16 protein-coding genes are annotated in these 25394 nt (G+C 69.4%); 7 read left to right on the forward strand and 9 right to left on the reverse strand.

The window, feature by feature from the left end:
* Positions 1–129 precede the first annotated feature (129 nt).
* The 7 genes from ACLLJJ_RS31675 to ACLLJJ_RS31705 all read right to left on the reverse strand — a co-directional run bounded on the left by ACLLJJ_RS31675 (position 130) and on the right by ACLLJJ_RS31705 (position 12086).
* Complete coding sequence (locus tag ACLLJJ_RS31675) at positions 130–1266, reverse strand: serine/threonine-protein kinase (RefSeq protein ID WP_185297983.1); 1137 nt, start codon at positions 1264–1266, stop codon at positions 130–132.
* Positions 1267–1528: 262 nt separating this feature from the next.
* Positions 1529–2809 carry a TIGR02679 family protein gene (locus ACLLJJ_RS31680; RefSeq protein ID WP_185297982.1) on the reverse strand — a complete coding sequence of 427 codons (1281 nt, stop codon included), beginning with the start codon at positions 2807–2809 and terminating at the stop codon, positions 1529–1531.
* Entirely contained in the window at positions 2806–7125 is a 4320-nt protein-coding gene (locus ACLLJJ_RS31685; RefSeq protein ID WP_185297981.1) for a TIGR02680 family protein, read from the reverse strand. Before ACLLJJ_RS31685 ends, ACLLJJ_RS31680 begins: the two co-directional genes overlap by 4 nt.
* A complete protein-coding gene (locus ACLLJJ_RS31690) occupies positions 7122–8543 on the reverse strand; it encodes a DUF2398 family protein (RefSeq protein WP_185297980.1) in 1422 nt (473 codons plus the stop codon). The genes ACLLJJ_RS31685 and ACLLJJ_RS31690 overlap by 4 nt, the downstream gene beginning before the upstream one ends.
* The gene (locus tag ACLLJJ_RS31695; RefSeq protein ID WP_185297979.1) at positions 8543–10111 is read right to left on the reverse strand and encodes a TIGR02677 family protein; all 1569 of its coding nucleotides are present in this window, start codon (positions 10109–10111) and stop codon (positions 8543–8545) included. The genes ACLLJJ_RS31690 and ACLLJJ_RS31695 overlap by 1 nt, the downstream gene beginning before the upstream one ends.
* A gap of 236 nt (positions 10112–10347) precedes the next feature.
* Entirely contained in the window at positions 10348–10740 is a 393-nt protein-coding gene (locus tag ACLLJJ_RS31700) for a hypothetical protein (protein WP_185297978.1), read from the reverse strand.
* A gap of 152 nt (positions 10741–10892) precedes the next feature.
* Positions 10893–12086 carry a tyrosine-type recombinase/integrase gene (locus tag ACLLJJ_RS31705; RefSeq protein WP_258049731.1) on the reverse strand — a complete coding sequence of 398 codons (1194 nt, stop codon included), beginning with the start codon at positions 12084–12086 and terminating at the stop codon, positions 10893–10895.
* Between the two features lie 250 nt (positions 12087–12336).
* On the opposite strand from ACLLJJ_RS31705, the gene ACLLJJ_RS31710 reads away from it, so the two are divergent.
* The 5 genes from ACLLJJ_RS31710 (at position 12337) to hflX (ending at position 19330) form a co-directional block, all read left to right on the forward strand.
* Positions 12337–12774, forward strand: coding sequence for a hypothetical protein (locus tag ACLLJJ_RS31710; protein WP_434600576.1), 438 nt, complete (start codon positions 12337–12339; stop codon positions 12772–12774).
* A gap of 74 nt (positions 12775–12848) precedes the next feature.
* A complete protein-coding gene (gene dapF, locus ACLLJJ_RS31715; RefSeq protein WP_434597475.1) occupies positions 12849–13778 on the forward strand; it encodes a diaminopimelate epimerase in 930 nt (309 codons plus the stop codon).
* Positions 13779–13916: 138 nt separating this feature from the next.
* Positions 13917–16049, forward strand: a complete 2133-nt coding sequence (locus ACLLJJ_RS31720) for a RelA/SpoT family protein (protein WP_434597477.1) — start codon at positions 13917–13919, stop codon at positions 16047–16049.
* Between the two features lie 78 nt (positions 16050–16127).
* Complete coding sequence (locus ACLLJJ_RS31725; protein ID WP_434597479.1) at positions 16128–17639, forward strand: M1 family metallopeptidase; 1512 nt, start codon at positions 16128–16130, stop codon at positions 17637–17639.
* A 182-nt stretch (positions 17640–17821) separates the two neighbouring features.
* The gene (gene hflX, locus ACLLJJ_RS31730; RefSeq protein WP_434597481.1) at positions 17822–19330 is read left to right on the forward strand and encodes a GTPase HflX; all 1509 of its coding nucleotides are present in this window, start codon (positions 17822–17824) and stop codon (positions 19328–19330) included.
* 89 nt (positions 19331–19419) lie between these two features.
* Here hflX and ACLLJJ_RS31735 read toward each other — a convergent pair whose 3' ends face one another.
* Together ACLLJJ_RS31735 and ACLLJJ_RS31740 are read right to left on the reverse strand one after the other, a co-directional pair.
* Positions 19420–20364: a trypsin-like serine peptidase gene (locus ACLLJJ_RS31735; protein ID WP_434597482.1), complete on the reverse strand. Its 945-nt coding sequence runs from the start codon at positions 20362–20364 to the stop codon at positions 19420–19422.
* A 136-nt stretch (positions 20365–20500) separates the two neighbouring features.
* Complete coding sequence (locus ACLLJJ_RS31740) at positions 20501–21724, reverse strand: trypsin-like serine peptidase (RefSeq protein ID WP_434597484.1); 1224 nt, start codon at positions 21722–21724, stop codon at positions 20501–20503.
* Between the two features lie 296 nt (positions 21725–22020).
* Here ACLLJJ_RS31740 and ACLLJJ_RS31745 point away from each other — a divergent pair, with 296 nt between their 5' ends.
* Both ACLLJJ_RS31745 and ACLLJJ_RS31750 read left to right on the forward strand, forming a co-directional pair.
* A complete protein-coding gene (locus ACLLJJ_RS31745) occupies positions 22021–23400 on the forward strand; it encodes a diaminobutyrate--2-oxoglutarate transaminase family protein (protein ID WP_434597488.1) in 1380 nt (459 codons plus the stop codon).
* A gap of 26 nt (positions 23401–23426) precedes the next feature.
* The gene (locus ACLLJJ_RS31750) at positions 23427–25370 is read left to right on the forward strand and encodes an IucA/IucC family protein (protein WP_434597490.1); all 1944 of its coding nucleotides are present in this window, start codon (positions 23427–23429) and stop codon (positions 25368–25370) included.
* Positions 25371–25394: the final 24 nt, after the last annotated feature.

Genomic DNA, 25394 nt, shown 5'->3' on the forward strand with positions numbered 1-25394 from the left:
GTCCGCTCCGATCCTTCACCAGCGGCACTCACGCCGCTCAACTTCTAACGGGCCTGCCGCCAGCAGATCAGCCGGCCACTCGAACCCGTTCCAGCAAGTCTCCCACCAGGCAATAGCGGCCTCGGGCCGTCAAAGGGTGGAATTCACCGCGTACTGCTCCCGTAGTTCGCCCGCCACCCGCTTGGATGCCACACGCCGCTCCTGCGGAGTGCGAGCTTTTGGCCTCACAGGTGGCGTGGGCAGCTCAGGCACCAGTTCTTCGTCGGCTTCCGGCTCCTCAGGCGCAGGCCGAATGTCGAGCGGGCTGACGAGGTTGTGCGAGTCCACGATCGCGGCCTGCTCATCGATCAGCTTCTCGATCGATGCAGAGGACGGTTCCGGCGTCGGAGTGTTCCCGCCCGCTGCTGTCGTGCGGTCGATGAGGGCGAGCCGCGCGTCGGCTGGCGTCCTGCCCGCTGCCTTCATGAGATCCGCGCAGGCATCCGCCACCTTGGCCAGAGTGGGCCGGCCTTCCGGCGTGTGAGCGAGCATCGCTGCGAGCAGCTCCTTGAAGCCTTCCGGCACACCGCTCAGGTCCGGGCCGATCTCCGGGTTCGAGACCTGCATGGCGACGGCTTCCCACTGGTGTCCGTCGTACGGATAGTGCCGGGCCGCGGCGTATAGGAGGACCGTGCCCAGCGCGTACACATCCGCCGCCGGCGTCACCTGCGGATGCCCGCTCGCCTGCTCGGGGGGCATGCAACGCACGGTCCCGATGATCATCCCGCTGTGCGACAGCGTGTCCTTGGCAGCGTCCATGAACGCACTGAGTCCGAAGTCGATGATTATGGGGCCTTCGCTGCCCAGCATGACGTTCTGAGGCTTCAGGTCTCGGTGCAGCAGCCCCGCATCGTGTACGGCACTCAGCCCTTCGGCAAGGAGCGCTCCGAGGCTGGCCACCAGCGGCAGCGGCAGCGCGCCGTCACTATCCACGCAGTCCATCAGGGTTCGGCCAGCCACATACTCCATCGCCAGCCACGGACGATCCGCGAACGGATCGGCATCCAGGAACCGCGCCACCCGGTTGGTGCCGATCACTGTGCGAGCGATCAGAGCTTCCTTCTCGAAGCGCGCTCGCGTGACCGGGTCCAGCTTGTCGGTGCGAATGACCTTCACAGCTACGGGAGAGCCCGCGGGGGAGTACGCGAGATATACCTCGCCCATGCCGCCGGAGCCGAGCTCCCGAGCCACCGTATAGCGGCCAATCTGAGTGGGGCTCCCGGTCATGAGCTCAGTCCACGCCTTTCCACGTCAGCATCTGCTTGGGTCACTTACGCCGCTAGTTTGCCTGGTCTCCGGGCACTCATCCCAGTGGCCATGAGAAAAGGGAGAGGTGACCATGATCCGGCCTCTCGCGGACTGTGTGGCCCCGAGCACTGGACGTTGGCTTGAAATCGGCGTTTTACATGCTCATGCCCAGGAGCTTGATCGGCTTCATGATCCGCCTGCTGCAGCTCTAGAGCCATGCAGGTGGTAGGACAGGCCCCGGCTATCCAGATACTTCCGTAGGGCGGTGGGCGGCAGGGGCCCAATCCTTCAGAAGGTTGTCGGCGACGGCTTCCTCGTAGACGGCGAGCTTCTCCCTTGCCATGGTCTCGGCGAGTCTCGGGTCCCACAGCGTGTCCTGGGGCTTGCCGTCGAGCGGGACATGGTCGATGTCGGCACGGACACCGTTGAGATAGTCCGCGCTGCTCATACGCCATGGCTCGGCGCCGTAGCGGGTACGCAGTGCGTTGGTCATCGCGATGCCGGGCCAGTCGAAGTCGCCGTGGTACCGGAGCAGGCCGCCATTGTCGACGATCAGGCGGGCAAGGCGGTGGAAGGCGGTTGAGGGGCGGCCTTCTGCGCAGATCAGTGGTGGGCTGCTCGCGCCAAGTTCGCCAGCGGCGCGGCGCAGTACGGCGGGGTTCTCGCAGACGTACACCGTTGGCAGGTTCACGGTGATCGGCAGGGTGATGAGCTGGTGAAGGGTGATGTGGAAAGGGGTGCCGTAGCGGGCGGCGTCGCTGAGCCACTGGCCCAGCCCTTGTCCGGTCGCGGGGAGGTTGAGGACGAGGACGCGGCTGGCCAGGTCGTCGACGATGACGTCGAAGGCGTCCCACAACTCGCGCCGGGCCTCGGCTCCTGATTCGAGTGGCATTCCGCGTGCCATGGCCAGGGCTCGCAGGACCAGGGTCGGCAGAGAGCCGCGGCCGGGGTTGAGAGCTTTGGTGTCCCCTGTGGTGGCGTCGGCCAGTGAAGGCAGCATGACCGGGGGTGATCCGCTGGGTCGGCTGTTGAGGAACTCCAGGACGCGGACAGCCTGGCTGAGGAGGTGGGTGTCCTTCTTGTTGATCAGCCCGGTGATCGTGCCGTCGGATGCGAGGCCGGCTAGCCATTGCTGGTACCAGGAGTGCTCGGTGTGCAGGGGGCTGGTCTCGCCCTCGGCCAGGATTCTCTGCCGGGCTTGTTCGAGTGTGGTCCGTTCATCGGCGCGGAAGCGCAGCTCTGGGCCGATCCGTTCCAGGACATCGCGGAGTGACATGCCCGCGACGTTGCGGATGCTCTCCTCCAGCGCCGCGAGGGGGATGGTGATGCGGCGGATGTCGGGCGAGCGGTAGGTGCCGGTGATGCCGATGACTGCGTTGCGTTCGGCTGTGGTCGGGTTGGTCAGGCCGATGGAGCCCTCGATCTCACCGCCGTTGCGCTCGAGCGAGCGCCGGGCAGCGGCCAGGAGCCGGCGGAACTCAGGGCCCCGGTATCGCTCGTATGTCTCTGCTGCCTTGGTCATTCTGCTTCCTCGGCGTCGTCGCTCGTCGGCTCGTCGTCGGGGATGTCACCGAGCAGTCCTGTCTGCGCGGGGACGTGGCGACGGGGTGTGAAGCCGAGGAGTTCGGCGGCCAGGTCGTCGGATCCTGGGTATTCGAGGTCGTCGAGGATCTGTTCGCCGTCCCAGACGAGCAGCATGGCGGAGACTGTGTGGGATGCCTCGTCGTGCTTCATGTCGTAGTGCGAGATCTGCGGCACCTCGGGGTAGGTGATCCACAGGTCGTAGCCGGTCATGAAGAGGTCGAGGTCGAACTTGGCGGTGAGGGCGAGAAGGTCGGGGCGGTACTTCTCGTCGATGCCGGCGAATGCCTCGTCCAGCGCGATCAGGCGCGGGCAGGTGGGGTATGCGGAGCTGTACTGGGCGTGGGCGGCTGCGAAGAGCGGCAGGTGGATCGAGGCGGACTTCTCACCGCCGGACATCACGCTGTGCTTGGCCTTGGTGAGGACCTCCCCCTTCTTCTTCTCCTCCGGGCTCATGCCCTGCCGGAACAGGCGGAGTTCGAACCTGCGCCAGGCGCGGTAGTCCAGGACTTCGGCGATCACCTGCTGGTAGCTGCGCTTCTTGTCGGCAGCGGCCTTGGCGCGGATCTGGCTGCGCAGGTGGGAGCGGAGTTCGGCCAGCCCGGCGGGGCCAAGGCCGGAGGCGTCCTTGTCGAGCAGCCTGTTGACGGCCTGCTGGGAGTCGGTGAGGGCGTCGGATACGACCCAGTTGATGCCAACCGTCGCGCCGGAGGACATCGGCTTGGCCCGGGTATCGGCGTCCATGCTTTTGACCAGGTCGCGGGCGGCGATGGTGCGGTCGTGGATCTGCTGGGCCAGTCCGGTCAGGAGCCCGTCCTCCAGGACGGTGCGTTCCTTGTCTTCCAGCAGCACACTCTGGTCGGCGAGCTGTTCGGCCAGACGGCGTCCGAAGTCCGCTACGGGTGCGGGTCCTTCGCTGTCGGTGACCCGGGCCAGGATGATGTCGCCGGACGGCTCCCACTCGAAGAGGTAGCCCTGGTCGGATTCCAGCAGGGCTGACTCCAGCGTGGTGATGGCGGTGGAAATCTTTGTCGTGACGGTCTTCAGGAGGCTCGCGGTGATCGGGCGCCCACGGGTCGCCTCGTCGAGCGCGGTGATCAGTGAGGCGACGGATTCGGGGACGACGCTTCGGGCGGCCTCCGTGCCCGTGAGGGAGGTATCGGGCGAGGTGAGGCTGTCCATGAGAGCTTGGACTGCCTGCTCGGGACTCGGCCACATGTCGTGCGGTAGCCAGAGGGCGTCTGCGGTTGCTTCGAGCAGGCCGAGAAGGTCGGGCCGGGCGTACGGCTCCAGCGTGAGTGTGGTGCGCACCTGCTCGGCCACGGCCGTGGCCAGTGCTGCACGGCCGAACTCCAGGGCGTGGTCAGCCTTCAGAAGCCGGTCTCGCTGCTCTTCCGCATCCTTCTTCGCACGGCCGTATGTCGTCTGTGCCTCCGCGAGCTGTTCTTCGGAGTCCGCGATCTGCTGGAGAATCTCCTGCAGAGGGGCTTCGAGCGTTGCCTCCTGGGTCCGCAGACGCTCCTCCTGAACGGCGAACTCGTCCCTGCGCGCCTGCAGCGCCTCGGCCTGCTCCGTACAGGACTCGGTCTGCTCGTCGATGATCTCCTTGCGGCCGGCGATGTCGCGCTCGGCGGCCTCGGTCTGCTCACGGCAGGAGGAGAGCGCTTTGCCGGCGTCGGCGAAATCGTCGATGGCCTGGGCGACGTTGTCCAGTTCCTCTCGATGCGTGGGCAGTCGCGCGGCCGTGGCGGCATGCCGAAGCTGCCGGTTCTTCTCATGGGCCCGGGCGATCGCCCCGTCGAGTCGCTTGCGTGCTTCGGTGAGGCGGCGGCGGGCTCCGGCGACCTTTTCCGCCACCACCGCGACCTCACGCACGGCTTCGGTGATCGCCTGGGTACGGGGGAGCTCGCGCCTGGCGCGGTCGAAGTCGTCGAATGCTTCGTGCGCGTACCGCTGCTGTTCCTCGATGCCGGCGAGCTCAGCTTCCAGGGCGGTGATGGATTCTTCGAGGCGTTCCAGCCGTTCGCGCCGGCGGGCGGCCCGTGCGGTGGTCCCGATGTACTCGGGCTGTGCCTTGGGATGCGCACCGACCTGGACGCCGAGGCAGAAGTGCGACCCCGTGGTCACCAAGGGAGCAGAGAGCGCATCGTCCGCTGCCGGGGCGTCGTCCATGACGGCGATGGAGGCCAGAACAGCCTGGACGGTGGCAGAGGTGACGTGCTGCTGATCTTCGACGAGCAGGACATCGGCCAGAGTGCGTCCGGTGGGGCGCTGAGCGGGAGGCAGCGGGCGCAGATAGGCGTCGGCGACCTTGGCGTGCAGAGCCTGGTCGGTCAGTGCAGCGTCGGGGTGCAGCCAGGCGGTAAGCAGGCCGGCCGCGTATAGGGCGCCTTCCACCGCAGCCGCGTGGCCGTCGGAGATGTGATCGGCGAACCGTACGAGCTGCCACAGCGGGGCGCCCGGCCGCTCATCGCGGCTGGCAGGGCGCAGGTCACTGGAGGGGGGTGCATCGTCGCCCTCGGCTGCCACGGTGTCGTGCTCGGCCTGCCTGGCTCGCAGAGCGTCCGCAATGTCGCTGTGCTGCCGCTTCAACGTCTCAACGCGGGAAAGTGCGTGGGTACGGCGCCGGTCGACGAGGTTATGGAAGACCTCCGGCAGCGGGGCCGCTTCGGGTTCCTCCACGGCGCCGATGGCAGCTCGCAGCATGTCACCGTCGGCGGCGACCAGGACCGCGGTGTCGTCGCTGCCGCTCCAGCGGCCGATGAAGTCGTCCAGTTCCTGCCCGGTCTCGACGCGGGCGGTGGTGAGCTTCTCCGCTGCCGCAGCGGACTGCCGCTCGGTCTCCGTCAGCTCGCCACTCGCCGCGTCACAGTGCTCCTGCTCGCGCTCTTGGTCCTTCGTGGCGCTCTCGAAGGCCCCGAGCAGGTCGTGGACGTCCTGCAGTTCGCTGCGACGCGCGGCAACCCGACCCGCGATATGCGTGTCCAGCTCAGCACCGAGATCCAGCGTGTCGTCGTCGTGGAGGATGCCGCAACGGCGCGCTGCGTCCATGAGGCCGTGGGTGTGCCGGGAGGCTGCCTTGCGCAGTTCATCGTGCCGATGGAGGGCGCGGTCCGCCTCCCGCTTGAGAGTGGCCAAACTCTCCTGGGCCCGGTTGAGGTGGCGTTCACTGCCGGCGATACCCAGGCGGTCGGTGCGTACGCGCTCGCGCAGCTCCTTGAGCCCGTCCTGCTTCTTGATGGCGTCGTGGTTCTTGTACTCGGTCAGGCGGGCATCGATCTCGTTGCACCGGCGTTCGCCGGTATCCCGCTCCTGCTGTGCCGCGGTCAGCTGCTGATCGGCGGAGCGGCGGTCGCCTGCCGCTTCCATGATTGTCTCGCAGTGGGTGGCCGTGTCCTGGATACGCCCGGAGACATGGTCGACGCGGTCACGGGCATGGGCGCGCAGGTAACTGGTGTATTCACGCAGGAAGTTGCGGACCGCGGTATCCGCCCCCATAAGGGCGTTGAGAAGCGCCTGGATCTCGGCGAGGTTCTCGAAGTCACGGGCGGCCTGGAGAACGAGGGCCTCATCGACGGGGCGCAGTCCGGCAGTGAGGGTGTCGGACACCTTGACCGGGTCGAGGTCCTTGGCCAGCAGAGGGCGCCGCAGTTGGAGCAGAAGATTGACCAGCTGGTTGTAGCGCTCGCGGCCCAGCCCGAACAGCCGGTCATCGATCGCCTCACGGTATGACTCCGCCGTGGGGTAGGTGGTCCCTTCCCCCAGCAGCTTCTTCAGGGCGTTCTCCCGCAGCGGGCGCGAGGCGGCATCCAGCAGACCGAAGTCGATGCCGACCCTGCCCTCGGCGACGAAGAAGAAGCGAGCCGGCGTGGACATGGGCTTCGTCACCCGCATGCCGATCCCTACGGTGACGGCTTCAAGGACCTCATCATCGGGTCCGGTGCGGGCGAACTCCATCCATACATAGCCGTAAGCGGACTCCTGCTCCTTGTAGAGCAGGTTCGACTTCATGGTCCGCTCCTCGCCGCTGAACGGATCAAGACGCCGCGCGTCAAGGACACCGTCCAGTACGAGGGGGAACAGTACTTCGAGTGCCTTGGTCTTCCCGGAACCGTTGTGCCCGCGCAGGACCAGCCGGCCGTCGGCGAAGACGAACTCCTCATCGGTGTAGTCCCAGAGGCCGATCACCCCGGCGCGCGTGGGCTTGAAGCGAACCTCCGGCTGGTCAGCGGTGCGGGAATGAGGGATGAGCGTCATCGAGAAGTTTCCTCAGTGGGGAAGTCGAGAGCGAACTGGCCGTCGAGCGCGGGACGTGGCAGGACGGCGGTGATGTTGCGGTAGCGGCCGGCCGCGGGCCGCACCAGGACCCCGCCGGGGACGATATGGACAAGGCGCAGGTCTGCCAGGAGCGCGATCGCCTCTGCCAGCAGCCCGCCGGGATCGGCCTGCCATTTGTTGGTGAAGGAGGAGGGGCCGAACTCTTCGTAGAGTTCGGTGATCATCTGCTCGAGCGTGCCGTGTTCCACAAAAGGCAAGCCCGTCTGCCCTTCGTGCTCTGTGGCGTCCGGATCGGCCTCGTCCGCCTGTTGACCGGTGTCCGCGTGGGGGTCATAAGCGAGGGCCTCGAGCGTGCCGGCCTGCGGTAGGGCCATATCGATACGGCTCAAAAGATCCGCGTGTTCCCCTCCCGGATCGGCGGGCAGCAGATACTGGAGACTGCTGGCTCGGTCCGGGTCCTCCCGCAGGTCTGCGATCTTCGCGAGCATCAGCCCGGCGGTACGGTTGACCGCTCCGCCGCGGCCGGGGAACCGCTTGTCGGTGAAGTGCCCAGTGGTGTCGACGAGCATGATCCCCTCGGCTCGGCGCTCGATCGGCAACCCGGTCAGCCGTTCGATGTCCTCGGCCAGGGTGGGCTGGCGCAGTGCTATCGCCGTCTCTGTGTCGGTGTCGCCGAAGTAGACCACCGGGTACTCGATGAGCAACCGCCGGGCTCGCTGGGCAGCGAGTCGCCGACGGGGGTCCCGTCCGGTGCTGATGGTCGGCGTGTCCAGCAGGCCAGCAGCGCTGACCAGGTGCTGCAGGGGCTTGTTCGGCCGGAACAGCGCCGCGCAGGTGTCGTGGTCGATGTCGAACAGCGCGTCCCCACGGTCGGGGTCACGGGCCCAGTCCTCCATGGACCCGTCGGAGATCCGCAGCGCACCGCGGTCGACCAGCCAGTCCACCACGTCAACGACCGCGTCCTTGTGACCCGGTGCGGTCGCATCGAAGCCAAGGTGCTCGATCGTATTGGCGGAGGGCGCGAGGAGTTTGACGAGATCGGCGAGGTTGATCTCCACACGTGACCGGTGCAGGCACGCGAGGATCAGACAGAGGTAGGCCAGCCGTCGTCGGTCGAACGGCTTCTTGCTCTTCACCGTGAGGAATGCCTGGCTGGCATCGAAGGTATCCAGCCGGCGCAGCAGCCGTGCGTGACGGGCGCTGGTCTGCAAGGAGTAGCCGAACAGGTCCCGGAAATCCTTGGCCAGTTCGTCGCCCCACTGCAGCACCAGCGCAAGGGCCTTGGCCCGCGGGTAAGTCTCGTTGACGACGCCGTGCAGCAGCATGAGCCGGGCCGCTTGCTGGTACGAGCCGAGGTCCGCAGGCTCCACAGTTGCGGCTACGCGATGGGCGGGCATCAGGACGTCTCCGTTCGGCGCCGACGCATCGCACCATGGGGCTTGATCTCCAGAGTGAAGCCGGGCAGGTGCAGTGTGCCGGTCTCGGTCCGCAGCTGGCTTCCGCGCTCGCTCGGGACCAGGCGCAGCGTCAGGACGTCGCTGCTGCCGGTCCCCGAACGCAGTCGGCCCGCCACAATCGTCCGCGCCTGCAGAGCACGGGTCAGCAGCTTGAGCACAGCACGGGTCTCCGCCGCGTTCAGCACCCGATCGTGGGGCCCATGGTCCAGAAGATCCGTGGCGGCCTCCCGGTCCGCGGCCCGATCCGCCAGCTGCTGCTCACGCAGCCGGGCATGGGCGCCACGGCTCGCACGGACCGGCTGCGGGCCACCCGGGGCCGGCCGCTTGCCATGCCTGAACAAGCTGATGCTGACCTCCACCCCGGGCGCATCCCACCACGTCGACCGCGGCGAGATCTGGTCACCGTCGTCATGCGCGCCCGACAGATGCCGCACCGAGCGCAGGTCGAAAGCGGCGGACACCAGGGCGTTCGCCGCCTGCTCATCCGGCGCACCCGCTGCCCAGGCTGCGAGATGGCGCAGCTGGGTGGTCCGGCTCACCCCGCCTCGACGCGACTCCGTCACCTGACGCAACAGAGCGATGACACCGGAAATAGCGGTGCGGGTAGCGCCTTGCAACTGGGCGGCCTTGGTCTCGGCAGAGCCTTCGGCCAAGAACCACTGGCGGAGCCCCATCCAGCGCCGCCGCCAGTCCTCACGCCGCGCGGCCGGACGCATCATGGGCCGCTCATCTACAGCGGCGGCCCGCTCCAGCAGGGTCTCCACCCCGCTGTCTTCCACCTCGTACACGGCCTCGGCCAGCCGTGGCGCGTAGCGTTCCAGCTCTGCTGTGAACTCACTCATGTGCGCCAGCAACGCGTGCTTGTAGCGCAGGAATGTCTCTGGGGAGATATCTGTCGTACGCGCCACATCGTTGAGGGTCAGATAGAAACGCGCCGCCCGCTGCGTAATGTCCTCCAACACGCTGTCGAGACGGGCGAGCTTGCGGTACACCTCATCCCGGTCGCCCTCCCGGTTCGCGGCCGCCAGCGCCTTGAAGTCCGCCAGGATGTCGGCGAAGACCAGCCGTGACAGGTTCGCGTCTTGCACACGGGAGCCGATGACCTCCTCCACGGCGCAGTAGACGCGATAACCGATCTCCGTGAACTGGTAGACCGACTGCCGGTTTCGGTATGCGGCCAAATTGCCGCACCGCAACGGGTCCTCCACTCGGTAGAGGACCTGCTCATTGTCCGCGGAGAGGTTGTCGAGCATGGCCCGCAGGCGCAAGTCTCCGGCAGACGGCACCTCGTCATGGGCTGCCGCGAGCTCGTTGAGCGCGCTCGCCACATCGTCGGGGTGGACCTGCAGCTGATGTACGGCCCGCAGTACGTTCATCGCCCGCAGCACCCACAGATACGCCACATGGTCATCACGCTGGGTGAAGTTAAACAATCGCAGGCGGTCGCCCACCGTCAGCGAATCAAGATCGAATGACTCGGATACTCCCGAGTCATCTCGCTGGAACACCAATGTCGCCCCTCATCTCACTTCGTATTGCGCACACCTTGACAGAAGGCACTGACAATGACCGTGGAATTCGAACTAATGACCTATGTCAGGTGTGGCTATTGGCGGATGTATTGGAGCCCCGGGGCCCGCTTGAGGTCGAGAGTGAAGCCGCTCACCCCGCCTGTGCAATCGGGCAGGGTGAGCGTGTACCCATTGCCGGAGTAGGTGTCTGGTCCGGAGCGGATGAGTGGGTCTCAGGTGCCGCGACGCCACAGGTGGAGGGCGTCCGTGGTGCGCGTGAGCCTCAGGCTGCCGGGGGCCTGGTCGCAGGTGAAGGTGCCGATGTCGGTGTGCGGGCCGGACTCGCCCTGGGCGCGCGGAGCCTGGCGGGTCGGCCGGCGTATCTTCGCTGCCTCTGCGAGGACCTGGCCGTGGTCGCGTGACGGATGGACACGGAGGTTCTGGAGTACGGCGACGGTGATGTGATCGGCCGGGACGTCAGTCTTGTTGGACAGGCAGATGACACGCAGTCCCCCTGATTCCAGGTGCACTGCGACGGAGAAGCCCTGTTCGTGTCCGTAGTGGAAGACAGCGGCGTCAGCGCCGCGAGTGCTGGCGTAGAGGCCGGGTCCGTACAGGTAGGGCATGTGATCGCTTGGCGTGTACGCAAGCGTGCCTGGGCCGGTGGGCCCCGATCATGGAGAGACTTGAAGCCCCGTACGGAACCTGCGCTTCCCTCGCTCCGTGCGTGCGAAGAACTACCTCGGGCGGCTGAACCGGTCCCATGTCGACCGATATGTCAGGCCGCGGTGGCGGCCTCGGGCCCTTCCACGGTCGGGGTGTTGAAGTTGAGGCCGTTGTTGAGGAGTGTGGCGGCTTTGGAGACGGATCCGGGGAGGAGGTGGCGGTAGGTGCGGAAGGTGATGTTGATGTCGGAGTGTCCCATCCAGTCCGCGACGTCGGTGATGGGGATGCCTTGTCCGAGGGCGTTGGAGGCGAAGTAGTGGCGGAAGCTGTACATGGTCATCCCTTGGGGGATGTGTTCCGGCTTCTGCTGCTGGAGGTTGGTCCACCACCTTCGGAGGGTGGTGGGGGAGAGGAACGCGTTTCCGGTGCTGGGGCGCATGGTCTTGAGGAGGTAGCCGCCTTGAAAGGTTCCGTGGGTGGCGGCGTAGTGTTCGATGCTTTCTCGGGCGAAAGCGGGCAGGGGCACCTCGCGGAACTCGCCGGTTTTCCTGTGCTTGAGGGGTTCCAGGGTGACGGTGCGGTCGTGGACCTGCTGGTGCACCCGGTAAACGTCCTTGGCGACCATGTTGTTCGCGTTGACGGCGAGGGCCTCGCCGTTGCGCAGGCCCATGCCGGCCATGAGGTCGACGATGAGGCGGAAGGCGTCGTCGTCGCGGGCCGCGCGCAGCAGGCCGACCTGTTCCTTGGTGGGGATCACGGTCGGGCCCGGGCGGTACTCCGGCGGGCTGACATCGAGCAGCGGGTCGAGACCTATTATTCCGCGCCGGTGCGCGTCCTTGAGGATGCCCTTCACCCGCAGGAAGACCTGCGCCTGGGTCGCGGCGCCGACGTTGCTGCGTTCCATGGCGGTGATGAAGCGCTCCACCACGAAGCTGTCGAAGGTGTGCATCTTCCGCGAGCCGATCTCCGGATAGGCATGGGTGCGCATCCGGGACTCGGTCGCGGCCTTCGTGCTGCCGGTGAGACCACGCTTGCGGGCGAACCATGCCTTCGCGTACTCCTCGAAGGTCATCTCGCCGAGCGTCTCCTGCTGTTCGGCGACACTCCTCGGCGTGGTTTTGCGGGCTGTGTAGAGCGCGGTCAGGCGTTCGATGGCCGCGTCCTGGGTGGGGAAGCCGGACTCCTCGGACTGCCTGCCGCGGGTGTTGCGGAAGCGGATGGTGTAGGGGTGCGGGCAGCCGGAGGGCCGGCGGCACTCGCAGGGCTTGAAGAAGCTGCCCATGCCCCGCGCAAGCTTGTTCGACATGATCGAGATGGTTCCTTCTCAGGGGTGGTCGCGACCGGTAAAACCGGCGCTGACCTGGGACTCTTGCTGACCTTTTGCTGACTCGCTGACCAGCAGCAGGCATCTGACCTGCATAAACCCTAAATCGGGGCTATAACAGCCTGATCACGTGATGGCATCGGGACGCTCCGCACGTCATTCCGGCGCCCGCGCGCGTGCCATCATCGAGCTTCGATCGACCGGTGAATCCAAGTGGGGAGGGCGCGTGGCGATGGAAGCCGGCCCTCGTGACAGAGCGCAGGAAGAACCGGAGCGGTTGAGCCCCGACGGGCCCGACGAGCAGGACGTCACCTCCACCGCGGGAGTGGGGCCCGAGGTCGAGGTCGAGCTCCGTCCGCAGCGACGTCTGCGGATCTGGCAGCTCGCACCGATCGTGGCCCTCGCCGCGCTCGGCTCGCTGATGTTCGCCTTCCCCCTCGCCTTCGAGTTCGGCGACGGCGGCGCCGTCGTCGCGATGCTGGGCCTGCTGATCAGCGGCTGCGCCGCGGGCTGGGGCATGATGGCCGCCCGCCGCGTGGGGTACACCTGGCCCGGACTGCCCTCCAGGGAGTCGGGCAGGCGCCCGGACTGGCGGGTCGTAGCGCTCTACGTGGTCCTGTGCGCCGGCCTTGTCGCCCTCGCCGTCTGGCGTGTGGCCCGGCTCCGTTAGCGGCTGTCCGCCCGACCCGGCCCGCCGGTGCCCGCCCGGCCGGTCTGTCGTGGCCGACCCGTACGATTGACGGCGTGAGCACTTCGCCGATCGCCTTCCTCAAGGGCCACGGGACCGAGAACGACTTCGTGATCGTCCCCGACCCGGACAACGCCATCGACCTGCCCGCCTCCGTCGTCGCGAGGCTGTGCGACCGCAGAGCCGGCATCGGCGGCGACGGTCTGCTGCACGTCGTACGGACCGCCGCGCACCCCGAGGCGCGCGACATGGCGGCGCAGGCCGAGTGGTTCATGGACTACCGCAACGCGGACGGCTCGATCGCCGAGATGTGCGGCAACGGCGTCCGCGTCTTCGCCGGCTACCTCCAGCGCGCCGGACTGGTGGGCGAGGGCGGTCTGGCGGTCGCCACCCGGGGCGGCGTCAAGCAGGTCCACATCGACAAGCGGGACGCGAGTGGCGAGCCCGGCGACATCACCGTCTTTATGGGCCGGGCCGACCTCCCCGAGGGCGACGTCACCGTCGCCGTGGGCGGACGCGAGTGGCCCGCCCGCAACGTGAACATGGGCAATCCGCACGCCGTCGCGTTCGTCGACGACCTCGCCCACGCGGGAGACCTGTTCACCGCCCCGGCCTTCGACCCCGCCGCCGCCTACCCGGACGGGGTCAATGTCGAGTTCGTCGTCGACCGCGGCCCGCGTCACGTCGCGATGCGGGTGCACGAGCGCGGCTCCGGCGAGACCCGGTCCTGCGGCACGGGCGCGTGCGCCGTGGCCGTCGCGGCGGCCCGCAGGGACGGCCAGGACCCTTCCGTGACGGGCACCCCCGTGACGTACACCGTGGACCTCCCCGGCGGGCGCCTGGTGATCACCGAGCGGCCGGACGGAGCCGTCGAGATGACCGGCCCCGCCGTGATCGTCGCCGAGGGCACCATCGACCCCGCCTGGCTCGACCTCGGCACCGTCGGCCGGATCGCTCCCGGCCCAAAGGAAACGGCTGTCGCATAAAGCTTCGCTCGAATGGGTGGTCCGTTTCACGCTGGGCGAGAGCGGGTCTTCGCCGCGTGGTGGGCTCGGTAGCATCAAGCACCGGCCCGGACGTGGGTCCACCCGTCCACCGCCGGTCGATTCTGCCGGAGGTGCCCCATGAGTGCAGAGGCCACCAACCCTGGTGCTCCCAGCCGCAGGCGCGGCCGTCCCAGGATCGACCTGCGCAGGCTCGGCCGTGTCGCCCTGCTGGGCCCGGTCTCGCGGGACCGGCTGCCCGACGCGATCGGCCATGTCGCGGAGGCGCATCGCGCGCACCACCCCGATGCCGACCTCTCCATCCTGCGCCGGGCCTACGTCCTCGCGGAGTCCTCGCACCGGGGGCAGATGCGCAAGAGCGGTGAGCCGTACATCACACATCCGCTCGCCGTGACGCTGATCCTCGCCGAACTCGGCGCCGAGACGACCACGTTGACCGCGGCGCTCCTGCACGACACCGTCGAGGACACCGATGTGACACTCGATCAGGTGCGGACGGGATTCGGTGAGGAGGTCTGTTTCCTCGTCGACGGTGTGACCAAGCTGGAGAAGGTCGACTACGGCGCCGCCGCCGAGCCCGAGACCTTCCGCAAGATGCTGGTGTCCACCGGCAACGACGTCCGGGTCATGTCGATCAAGCTGGCCGACCGCCTGCACAACATGCGCACCCTCGGCGTGATGCGCCCCGAGAAGCAGGAACGCATCGCGAAGGTCACCCGCGACGTCCTGATCCCCCTCGCGGAACGGCTGGGCGTGCAGGCGCTCAAGACCGAGCTTGAGGACCTGTCCTTCGCGATCCTCCAGCCCGAGGAGTACGAGCACACCCGCGCCCTGATCGCCGCGGACGCCGCCGCCGGGGACCCGCTGGGCGTCATCGCGGAGAACGTCAGGGCGGTGCTGCGGGAGGCGGACATCACCGCCGAAGTCCTCATCAGGCCACGGCACTTCGTCTCCGTCCACCGCGCCGGACTCAAACGCGGTGAGCTGCGCGGCACGGACTTCGGACGGCTCCTCGTCCTCGTCGGAGAGGACGCCGACTGCTACGGGGTGCTCGGCGAGCTGCACACCTGCTTCACCCCGGTGATCTCCGAGTTCAAGGACTTCATCGCCTCACCCAAGTTCAACCTCTACCAGTCGCTGCACACGGCGGTCGTCGGCCCGGAGGGCGAGGTCGCCGAAGTCCTCATCCGTACGCACCAGATGCACAAGGTCGCCGAGGCGGGCGTCGTCGCCCTGGGCAATCCGTACTCACCGACCGAGAGCGCCGAGCCCGCCGTCGAGGGCGAGCGCGCCGACCCCACCCGGCCCGGCTGGCTCTCCCGGCTCCTGGAGTGGCAGGAGTCCACGCCCGACCCCGACACCTTCTGGACGTCGCTGAGGGCGGACCTGGCGGAGGACCGGGAGATCACCGTCTTCCGCTCGGACGGCGGCACTCTGGGGCTGCCGGCCGGCGCGAGCTGCGTCGACGCGGGATACGCGCAGTACGGCGAGGTGGCCCACGCGTGCATCGGGGCGCGGGTCAACGGCCGCCTGGCGACACTCAGCACGGTCCTCAGCGACGGCGACACCGTGCAACTGCTGCTCGCCCACGACAGCGGCTCGGGACCCTCGTCCGACTGGCTCGACCACGCCCGTACGCCCGCCGCACGCATCGCCATCACCGGGTGGCACGCCGCGCACCCGGACGACGAGCCGCAGACCGCCGGGGGGCATCCCGCCGATCCCCGCACCGCACCGCAGGACGCCGCCACGACCGGCCCGGGACCCACCGCTTCCGCACTCCCCGGCCCGGCGCGCCGCGGCGCGGAGAACGCGGTGGTGGACCTGCCGGACACGACCGTGCGGCTCGCGGGCTGCTGCACGCCGGTGCCGCCGGACGCCGTGACCGGCTTCGCGGTGCGCGGCGGCTTCGTCACCGTGCACCGCGAAGCGTGTCCCGCGGTCGGCCGGATGCGGGTGCGCGGCCGTGATCCCGTCCCGGTGCGCTGGCTGACCACCGGGGACTGCCGGGTGACCCTGGTGGCCGAGTCCTTCGGGCGCCCGGGGCTGCTCGCCGATCTCACCGAGGCCATCGCCACCGCCGGCGTGGCCGTCGTCTCGGCCACGGTCGAGCCGCCGACCGAGCAGCGCGTCAGGCACACGTACACCCTGCAACTGCCGGATGCGGCCGAGCTCCCCGGGCTGATGCGGGTGATGCGCGAGGTGCCGGGCGTGTACGACGTGAGCCGTGCCCAGCACCCGGCGACCGCCTGACCCGGGATTGGCGCTCTTTCGAGTGGGACCGACGCGCGCCGTCCCCCTCCGGGCGGTGCGCGCTGATAGCGATAGGCCATGCTGCTCACCTCCCGGCGCCTGCGCGGCGCCCTGCTGGCCGCCGCCTCGGTCACCCTTGTCGCGGCGACGCTCCCCGCACCCGTACCGCCCGCACCCGTACCGCTCGGCATCGGCGATCCGCTCTTCCCGCACCTGGGCAACCCCGGCTACGACGTCCTCTCGTACGACATCGCCTTCACCTACGGCGGCAGCAACAGCAAGCCGCTGGACGCCGTGACGAAGATCGAGGCGCGGGCCCTGGAGCGTCTCGACCGGGTCAACCTCGACTTCGCGCGCGGCAAGGTCGAGTCCGTGGAGGTGAACGGGGAGAGCGCCACCTTCTTCTCGACCGGCGAGGACCTCGTCATCACACCCGCCGAGTCGGTGGACGAGGGACAATCGCTGCGGATCACCGTCCGGCACACCAGCGACCCGGCCCCCAAGGACGAGGGCGACGGCGGCTGGGTGCGCACGGCCGACGGCCTGGCGATGGCCAACCAGGCCGACGCCGCCCACCGGGTCTTCCCCTGCAACGACCACCCCGCGGACAAGGCGTACTTCACCTTCCGCGTCACCGCGCCCAAGGGGCTGACGGCGGTGGCCAACGGTCTGCCGGCGGCCAGGACCCGGCCGGGCGCCAACGGCACCACCTGGGCGTACCGGACCGAGCACCCCATGGCCACCGAGCTCGCCCAGGTCTCGATCGGTCGCTCGACCGTGGTGCACCGGCAGGGGCCGCACGGGCTGCCCGTACGCGACGTCGTGCCGACCGCCGACCGCACGCGGCTCGAACCGTGGCTCAAGAAGACGCCGGGGCAGCTGGAGTGGATGGAGCGGCAGATCGGCCGCTACCCCTTCGAGACGTACGGAATCCTCGTCGCCGACGTGGCCACCGGCTTCGAGTTGGAGACCCAGACGCTGTCGCTCTTCGAGCGGGCGCTGTTCACCCGGCCCGAGTACCCCGCCTGGTACGTCGACTCGGTCATGGTGCACGAGCTGGCACACCAGTGGTTCGGCAACAGCGTCTCGCCGCGTACCTGGTCCGACCTGTGGCTCAACGAAGGACACGCCACCTGGTACGAGGCGCGGTACGCGGAGGAGCATGCCAAGAAGCCGCTGGAGACGAGGATGCGCCAGGCCTACGCGCGCTCCGACGAGTGGCGCGCCGCGGGCGGCCCGCCCGCGGCGCCCAGGCCCCCCGCGCCGGGCCGGAAGATCAGCCTCTTCCGGCCCGTCGTGTACGACGGCAGCGCGCTGGTGCTCTACGCGCTGCGCGAGGAGATCGGGAACGAGACCTTCGAGGAGCTGGAGCGGCGCTGGGTGCGGACCCACCGCGACTCCACCGCGACGACGGCCGACTTCACCGCCCTCGCTTCGGAGCTCGCGGACCGGGACCTGTCCGGGTTCTTCCAGGAGTGGCTGTACGGGCAGAAGACACCGCCGATGCCCGGTCACCCGCAGTGGCGGAGCGGTCCGAAGGTCTCACCCGCGCCGGCGAGGGCCGCGGCGACGGGGCCGAAGCAGCGCTGAGGGCGGGCCGAGGCCGAACCTGGGCGGGCCGAAACCCGAGTGACGGGCCCGGCCGGGCCGTGCCACTATCTGTGGGCAGCGGCCCGGCCCGGACGGCATACCTGGGGGATTCTTCGGGAATCTTCCAGGAGCGTCACGCGTTGTGACTGCTGTAACGACTTCCCTATCGACGTAAGGATCCAATGACCTCCTCTTCCTCCCCTTCCAAGGACACACAGGCAGACTCCGCCCCCTTCGGCGGTGCTGAGAGCCCCCGGGCCGACGCCCTGATGGAAGAGGACGTCGCCTGGAGCCACGAAATCGACGGAGAGCGCGACGGCGATCAGCTGGACCGCTCCGAGCGTGCCGCGCTTCGCCGCGTGGCCGGTCTCTCGACCGAGCTCCAGGACGTCACCGAGGTCGAGTACCGCCAGCTGCGCCTGGAGCGCGTGGTGCTGGTCGGTGTCTGGACCTCGGGGACCGTGACCGACGCGGACAACTCCATGGCGGAGCTGGCCGCACTCGCCGAGACGGCGGGCGCGCTGGTCCTGGACGGCCTGGTGCAGCGCCGCGACAAGCCCGACCCGGCCACGTACATCGGCTCGGGCAAGGCTCAGGAACTGCGCGACATCGTGCTCGAAACGGGGGCCGACACCGTCGTCTGTGACGGTGAGCTCAGCCCCGGCCAGCTGATCCACCTGGAAGACGTCGTCAAGGTCAAGGTGGTGGACCGCACCGCGCTGATCCTCGACATCTTCGCCCAGCACGCCAAGTCCCGAGAGGGCAAGGCGCAGGTCGCGCTGGCACAGATGCAGTACATGATGCCGCGGCTGCGCGGCTGGGGTCAGTCGCTGTCCCGGCAGATGGGCGGCGCCGGTGCCGGCGGCGGTGGCGGTATGGCCACCCGCGGTCCCGGTGAGACCAAGATCGAGACCGACCGGCGTCGGATTCGCGAGAAGATGGCGAAGATGCGCCGGGAGATCGCGGAGATGAAGACCGGCCGCGACATCAAGCGCCAGGAGCGCAAGCGCAACAAGGTGCCCTCGGTCGCGATCGCCGGATACACCAACGCGGGCAAGTCCTCACTGCTCAACCGGCTCACCGGCGCGGGCGTGCTGGTGGAGAACTCACTGTTCGCCACCCTCGACCCGACCGTGCGCCGGGCCGAGACGCCGAGCGGGCGCATCTACACGCTCGCGGACACCGTCGGGTTCGTACGGCACTTGCCGCACCACCTCGTCGAGGCGTTCCGTTCCACGATGGAGGAGGTCGGCGACTCCGACCTGATCCTGCACGTGGTGGACGGTTCGCACCCGGCGCCGGAGGAGCAGCTGGCCGCCGTGCGTGAAGTGATCCGCGACGTCGGTGCGCTGGACGTGCCCGAGATCGTGGTGATCAATAAGGCGGACGCGGCCGATCCGCTCGTGCTGCAGCGGCTGCTGCGCGTCGAGCGGCACGCGATCGCGGTGTCGGCCCGTACGGGCGCGGGCATGGAGGAGTTGCTGGCACTCATCGACTCCGAACTGCCGCGTCCCAAGGTCGAGATCGAGGCGCTCGTGCCGTACACGCAGGGCGGGCTCATCTCGCGTGCGCATGCCGAGGGCGAGGTGGTCTCCGAGGAGCATCTCGCGGAGGGCACGCTGCTCAAGGCGCGGGTGCACGAGCAGTTGGCCGCGGACCTGGCTCCGTACGTGCCGGCGGCGACCGCCTGACGCGTCAGGCGCACCACCGCACGACCCGGCAGGCAAGCACGAAGGTCCGCCCCCTCCATCGGTGAGGGGGCGGACCTTCGTCGTCGCGGCTACTTGTCGCCGTACTTCTCGCTCATCGTCGTGAAGACCTGCTCGGCGCCCTTGCCCAGGCGCGGGCCCGCGAGCCAGCCGGAGGTGACCGGGCCGATCGAGGTGTTGGACACCAGCGCCGTCTTGCCGTCCGGCTGCGCGGCGAACCAGCCGCCGCCGGAGGAGCCGCCGGTCATGCTGCAGCCGATGCGGTGCATGGTGGGCGTACCGGGGCTGATCGACAGCCGGGTCGGCCGGTCCTCGCACTTGTGCATGAGCGCACCGTCGTACGGGGGCGCGGCCGGGTATCCCCAGGCGCCCATCGAACCGACCTGCTGGGTGTCGGGGACATCGAACGCGACCGGCAGGGCGTTGCCGACGGTCTCCTCCAGGGACTTGCCGCCGTTCTCCGGCTTCACATGCATCACGGCGAAGTCGTACGGGGCGCCGGCGCCACCGGTCGGACCGCCGTCGTTGATCCACTCACCGGAGGTCGAGACCCAGTCCGCCCAGTAGACGCCGTACGGGTTGACCTCGTGCGCCGGGGCGTTCGGCACCGCCGCCGCCGACCTGCCCAGGTCGTTGTAGGACGGGACGAAGGCGATGTTGCGGTACCAGCCGCCCTCCTGACCCCCGTGCACGCAGTGCCCGGCGGTCCACACCAGGTTGGACCTGCCCGGGTTCTTCGGGTCCTTGACGACGGTCGCGGAGCAGACCATGGAGCCCTTGGGGGAGTCGAAGAAGACCTTGCCGACCGGGGCGGCGTGCTCGTGGTACGGGGTCTTCTCCTGCTCGGCCCTGACCGGCCGCGGCTCCGGGTCGGAGACGCCCTGGCCGCCGGAGGTGTCACCGGCGGCCATCGTCTTGGCCGGGTCCTTCGCCTCGTGCTGCCGCTCGGGCTTCCAGAGGCCCTTGATGACCGGGTTGACGAAGTGTATGGGGATGCTCTGCGGCGACCGCCCCAACGCAGGCCCCCACTATGCCGGTTGCCTCCGAGGAGATATGAGTGGGGCTTCCCCGGCCGGGCGAGGGGCCTTCGGCTGTGTGCTCCGAAGGCCCCTGGCGTGCTGTCACCCGCCGTACGGCGGGCCCGTACGGGTCCTACTGGCCCGCGTATTTCTTGCTGACCGCGTCGTAGATCCCCTTGGCCTCGTCGCCGAGGCGCGGTCCGGCGAGCCAGCCGGCCGTCACGGGGCCGATCGAGGTGTTGGACACCAGTGCCGGCTTACCGTCCTGGCCCTGCGCCACCCAGCCGCCGCCGGACGAGCCGCCGGTCATGGTGCAGCCGATGCGGTACATCGTCGGGGCGCCCGCCGCGACCGACAGCCGGCCCGGCTTGTCGGCGCACTGGAGCATCTTCTGGCCGTCGTAGGGCGGAGCGGCGGGATAGCCCGTCGCCGTCATGTTCGCGATCTCCGGCACGGCCGGGGCGTTGAAGTCGACGGGGAGCGCGGAACCGACCGTCTCCTCCAGGGACTTGCCGCCACCGCCGTTCTCCGGAGTCACATGCAGCACGGCGAAGTCGTACGGGGCGCCGGCGCCACCGGTCGGACCGCCCTGGGCGATCCACTGCTCGGAGGACTGTGCCCAGTCGCTCCACCACACACCGAGCGGAGCGACCTCGCTCTTGGGTACACCCTGGAGCTGCGCGGCCGACTTGCCGGCGTCGTTGTACGACGGGACGAAGGCGATGTTGCGGTACCAGCCGCCCTTCTTACCGGCGTGCACACAGTGGCCGGCGGTCCACACCATGTTGGACTTGCCGGGGTGCGCCGGGTCCTGGACGACCGTGGCCGAGCAGACCATCGAGCCCTCGGGGCCGTCGAAGAAGACCTTGCCCGACGCGGGAGCGCTCTTGCTGTACGGGGACGCCACCGGCTGCGCCTCGACCGGGGCGGGCGTCGGATCGGTAACACCCGCGTCACCCGAAATGTCGTTGTCCACCGGCTGCTTGTCGGGCTGCTCCGCGTCCCGCATGCGGTCCGGGTCCCACAGGCCCTCGATGACCGGGTTGATGTAGTCCTCGGCCTCGCGGAGCCAGTCGTCCTTGCTCCAGTCCTTCCAGGCCCCGCCCTTCCACTTGTCCATGTCGAAGCCCTGCTCCTTGAGCCGCTCCTTCAGATCGTCCGGAATCACGATCTTGTCGTCGCCGCCCAATGTGGCGCTGGCGGAAGGCTCACCACCCGCGTTGTCCTCGCTCGGCCCGCAGGCGGTGGCGGTCAGCGCCAGAGCGGCGGCGAGGCCGACGGCGGCCAGTACGGGGGAGGACCCGCGACGTGCGCTCCTCCCACGACGTGCTGTGAAGGTCGGGCGTATGGGTCGCATGTCGTGATCCCCCTGGGACTTCGAATTCGTCTGCTGTGAACACCGCGCGCTCGTCGCTCACCCCGGCGGTGGAGCTCCGGGCCCCGAGTGCGGACCCCACTATGCCGGTGCCGATGGGGACGGCGTTCGGCAGGGCTTCGGTTCCGCCGGCGTAAGGATCTTCTGCTTGCCCGTGATCCCACGCCGCCGTCGTCGTTGGTACGTACGGGGGATGCCGGGTCATTGTTCAGCCCTGCGGGGGAGACGGATCCGCGACACCCCGCGATGGAGTCGTCACCGCGGGAGGATCAACAGACGTGGCCGTGACCGAACCTGCTTCCGCAGTGCTGCCCGCCGCGCAGGAGGGCATTCTCAGACGTCAGTCGGTGCGCGAATCGGCAGCGCGCACCTACGCTCGCTCGCTGCCCATCGTTCCCGTACGCGCGCGAGGGCTGACGATCGAGGGGGCCGACGGGCGGCGCTATCTGGACTGCCTCTCGGGGGCCGGGACCCTCGCGCTGGGGCACAACCACCCGGTGGTCCTGGAAGCGATCAAGAAGGTCATCGACTCCGGGGCCCCCTTGCACGTACTGGACCTCGCCACGCCCGTGAAGGACGCCTTCATCACCGAACTGTTCGCGACGCTGCCGCGCGAGCTGGCCGACAACGCGCGCGTGCAGTTCTGCGGCCCGGCAGGCACCGACGCGGTCGAGGCGGCGCTCAAGTTGGTCCGCACCGCGACCGGGCGCAGCGGACTGCTGGCCTTCACCGGCGCCTACCACGGCATGACGGCCGGGGCGCTCGACGCCTCGGGCGGCGCGCAGGACGTGCGCGTGACCCGGCTGCCCTATCCGTACGACTACCGGTGCCCCTACGGCGTGGGCGGTGAGCGCGGCGCCGAGCTCTCGGCCCGCTGGACCGAGAGCCTCCTGGACGACCCGAAGAGCGGGGTGACTTCACCGGCCGGAATGATCCTCGAACCGGTCCAGGGGGAGGGCGGCGTGATCCCCGCCCCCGACGCCTGGCTGCGCAGGATGCGCGAGATCACGGCGGCCCGCTCCATCCCGCTGATCGCCGACGAGGTGCAGACCGGGGTCGGCAGGACCGGCACGTTCTGGGGCGTCGAGCACAGCGGGGTGGTACCCGACGTGATGGTGATGTCCAAGGCGATCGGCGGCAGCCTTCCGCTGGCCGTCCTGGTCTACCGGGCGGACCTCGACGTCTGGCAGCCCGGCGCCCACGCCGGGACGTTCCGTGGCAATCAGCTGGCCATGGCCGCGGGCGCGGCCACTCTGGCCCACGTGCGCGAGAACCGGCTCGCCGAGCGCGCCGGCGTCCTCGGCGCCCGCATGCTCGGCCAGTTGCGGGCGCTGGCAGCCGACCACCCCTGTATCGGGGACGTACGAGGCCGGGGGCTGATGATCGGCATCGAACTCGTCGACCCGGACGCGGCGGAGCGCACCGTGACGGGGGCGCCGCCGGCCGCCCCCGCGCTGGCCGCCGCCGTCCAGCAGGAGTGCCTGGCCCGCGGCCTCATCGTGGAACTCGGCGGACGGCACTCCGGCGTCGTACGCCTGCTTCCCCCGCTGACCCTCACCGACGACCAGGCCGCCGCGGTTCTCGACCGCCTGGCCGATGCCCTGTCGGCCGCCGAGCGCTCCCCGCAGCGCCGGCAGCGGGCCGGGCAGTCGCACTGAACCGGACGAGCCCACAAGGAAGACCCTTGAATCCCACCTCTGCATCCGACGCGTCCACGGCCGACGGCCGTCCCACCGCCCACGACCGCGGGCACCGCGCACCGGGTACGCACAGCGACCTCGCCGTCGAGCAGGCCACGGTCCCGCGGCAGGGCGGGGGAGGCCGACGTCCGTCGCCCGACGCCCGCCCGGCCGCCGCCGCCCCGCGATTGCCGGACGTTCCCGACCTCCTCGACCATCCGGACCCGCACACCGCGGCGGAGGCGGCGGCCGTCGAGAACCTGCTGCGGTGCTGGGTCCGGGAGAACGATCTCGCCGGACCGGCGGGCCCGACCCTGCGCATCCCCCTCGACGCCAGCGCCGCCGCACTGCTCGTCCCCGTCCGCTACTGGTCGGCCACCGGATGGCACCGCTTCGGCCTGCCGGACCTCGAAGGCGCACCACAGGGCGCACCGCCCGTCGACGCCGTCACGGTCGCCGCACTCCTCGGCCGCGAGGCGGCCGGGGGGAAGGACGGGTCTGGTGGAGGCGGGGCGTGCGGCGGGGCCGAACTCGTCGGCCGGGTCGCCGACTCGGTGCGGCACACCGCCGACTTCATCACCGACCGGCGCGACCGGCCGCAGCCCGCCGGCCACGCGGACCTCTTCCTCACCGCAGAGCAGTCCCTTCTCCTCGGGCACCCGCTGCACCCCACGCCCAAGAGCCGCGAAGGACTCTCGGAGTCGGAATCGCGGCTCTACTCGCCCGAGTTGCGCGGCTCCTTCCCGCTGCACTGGATGGCGGTCGACCGCTCCGTGCTGGCCGAGGACTCCGCCTGGACCGAGCGAGGCCGCACCGTCACGGCCGGGCAGCTCACCGCCCGCCTCGCCGACGGGCTCCAACTGCCCCACAACACAGTGCTGTTGCCGCTCCATCCGTGGCAGGCCCGGGAGCTGTCGCACCGCCCCGCCGTCACCCGCCTCCTGGACGCGGGCCTTCTGCACGATCTCGGACCGCACGGCGAGCACTGGCACCCCACCTCCTCGATCCGCACCGTGCACCGCCCCGGCGCCGCCGCCATGCTCAAGCTCTCGCTCGGCGTGCGCATCACCAACTCCCGCCGGGAGAACCTCCGCAAGGAGCTGCACCGCGGCGTCGAGGTGCAGCGGCTGCTGCGCGGCGGGCTCTCCGCACAGTGGCGGGCCGTCCACCCCACCTTCGACATCGTCCGCGACCCGGCCTGGCTCGCCGTCGACGCGACGGACGGCGTACCGGTCCCCGGACTCGACGTCCTGCTGCGCCACAACCCGTTCGGGCCCGGCGACGACGCCGTCTGCGTCGCGGCACTCACCGCGCCGCGCCCCTGGCCGGGCCGGACCGGCATGCGCTCCCGCCTCGCCGACGCCGTCGCCGGGCTCGCCGTCCGCACCGGCCGGACCACCGGAGCCGTCGCCGCCGAGTGGTTCCTGCGCTACCTCGACCACGTCGTACGCCCGATTCTCTGGCTGGACGGCGTCGGGGGCATCGCCCTGGAGGCCCACCAGCAGAACACCCTGGTGCTCCTGGACACGGACGGCTGGCCCATCGGCGGTCGTTACCGCGACAATCAGGGCTACTACTTCCGCGAGTCCCACCGGGCCGCCCTCGAACAACGGCTGCCCGGCATCAACGCGGCCAGCGACACCTTCGTGACCGACGCCGTCGCAGACGAACGCTTCGCCTACTACCTGGGCATCAACAACATCCTCGGCCTGATCGGCGCGTTCGGCGCCCAGCGCCTGGCCGACGAGCGCGTGCTCATCGCCGCCCTCCGCCAGTTCCTCGGGAAGAACACGGCCCTCGGCTCCGCACTGCCCGCGCACCTCCTGGAGGCCCCCGGCCTGCGCTGCAAGGCGAACCTGCTGACCCGACTGCATGGTCTCGACGAGCTGGTCGGCCCGGTCGACACTCAGTCGGTCTACGTCACCGTCGCCAACCCCCTTCGAAAATGAAGGACTTGACCCACCCGAACTGCT

It is taken from the genome of Streptomyces sp. A5-4 (assembly GCF_051131715.1).
Taxonomy (GTDB): domain Bacteria; phylum Actinomycetota; class Actinomycetes; order Streptomycetales; family Streptomycetaceae; genus Streptomyces.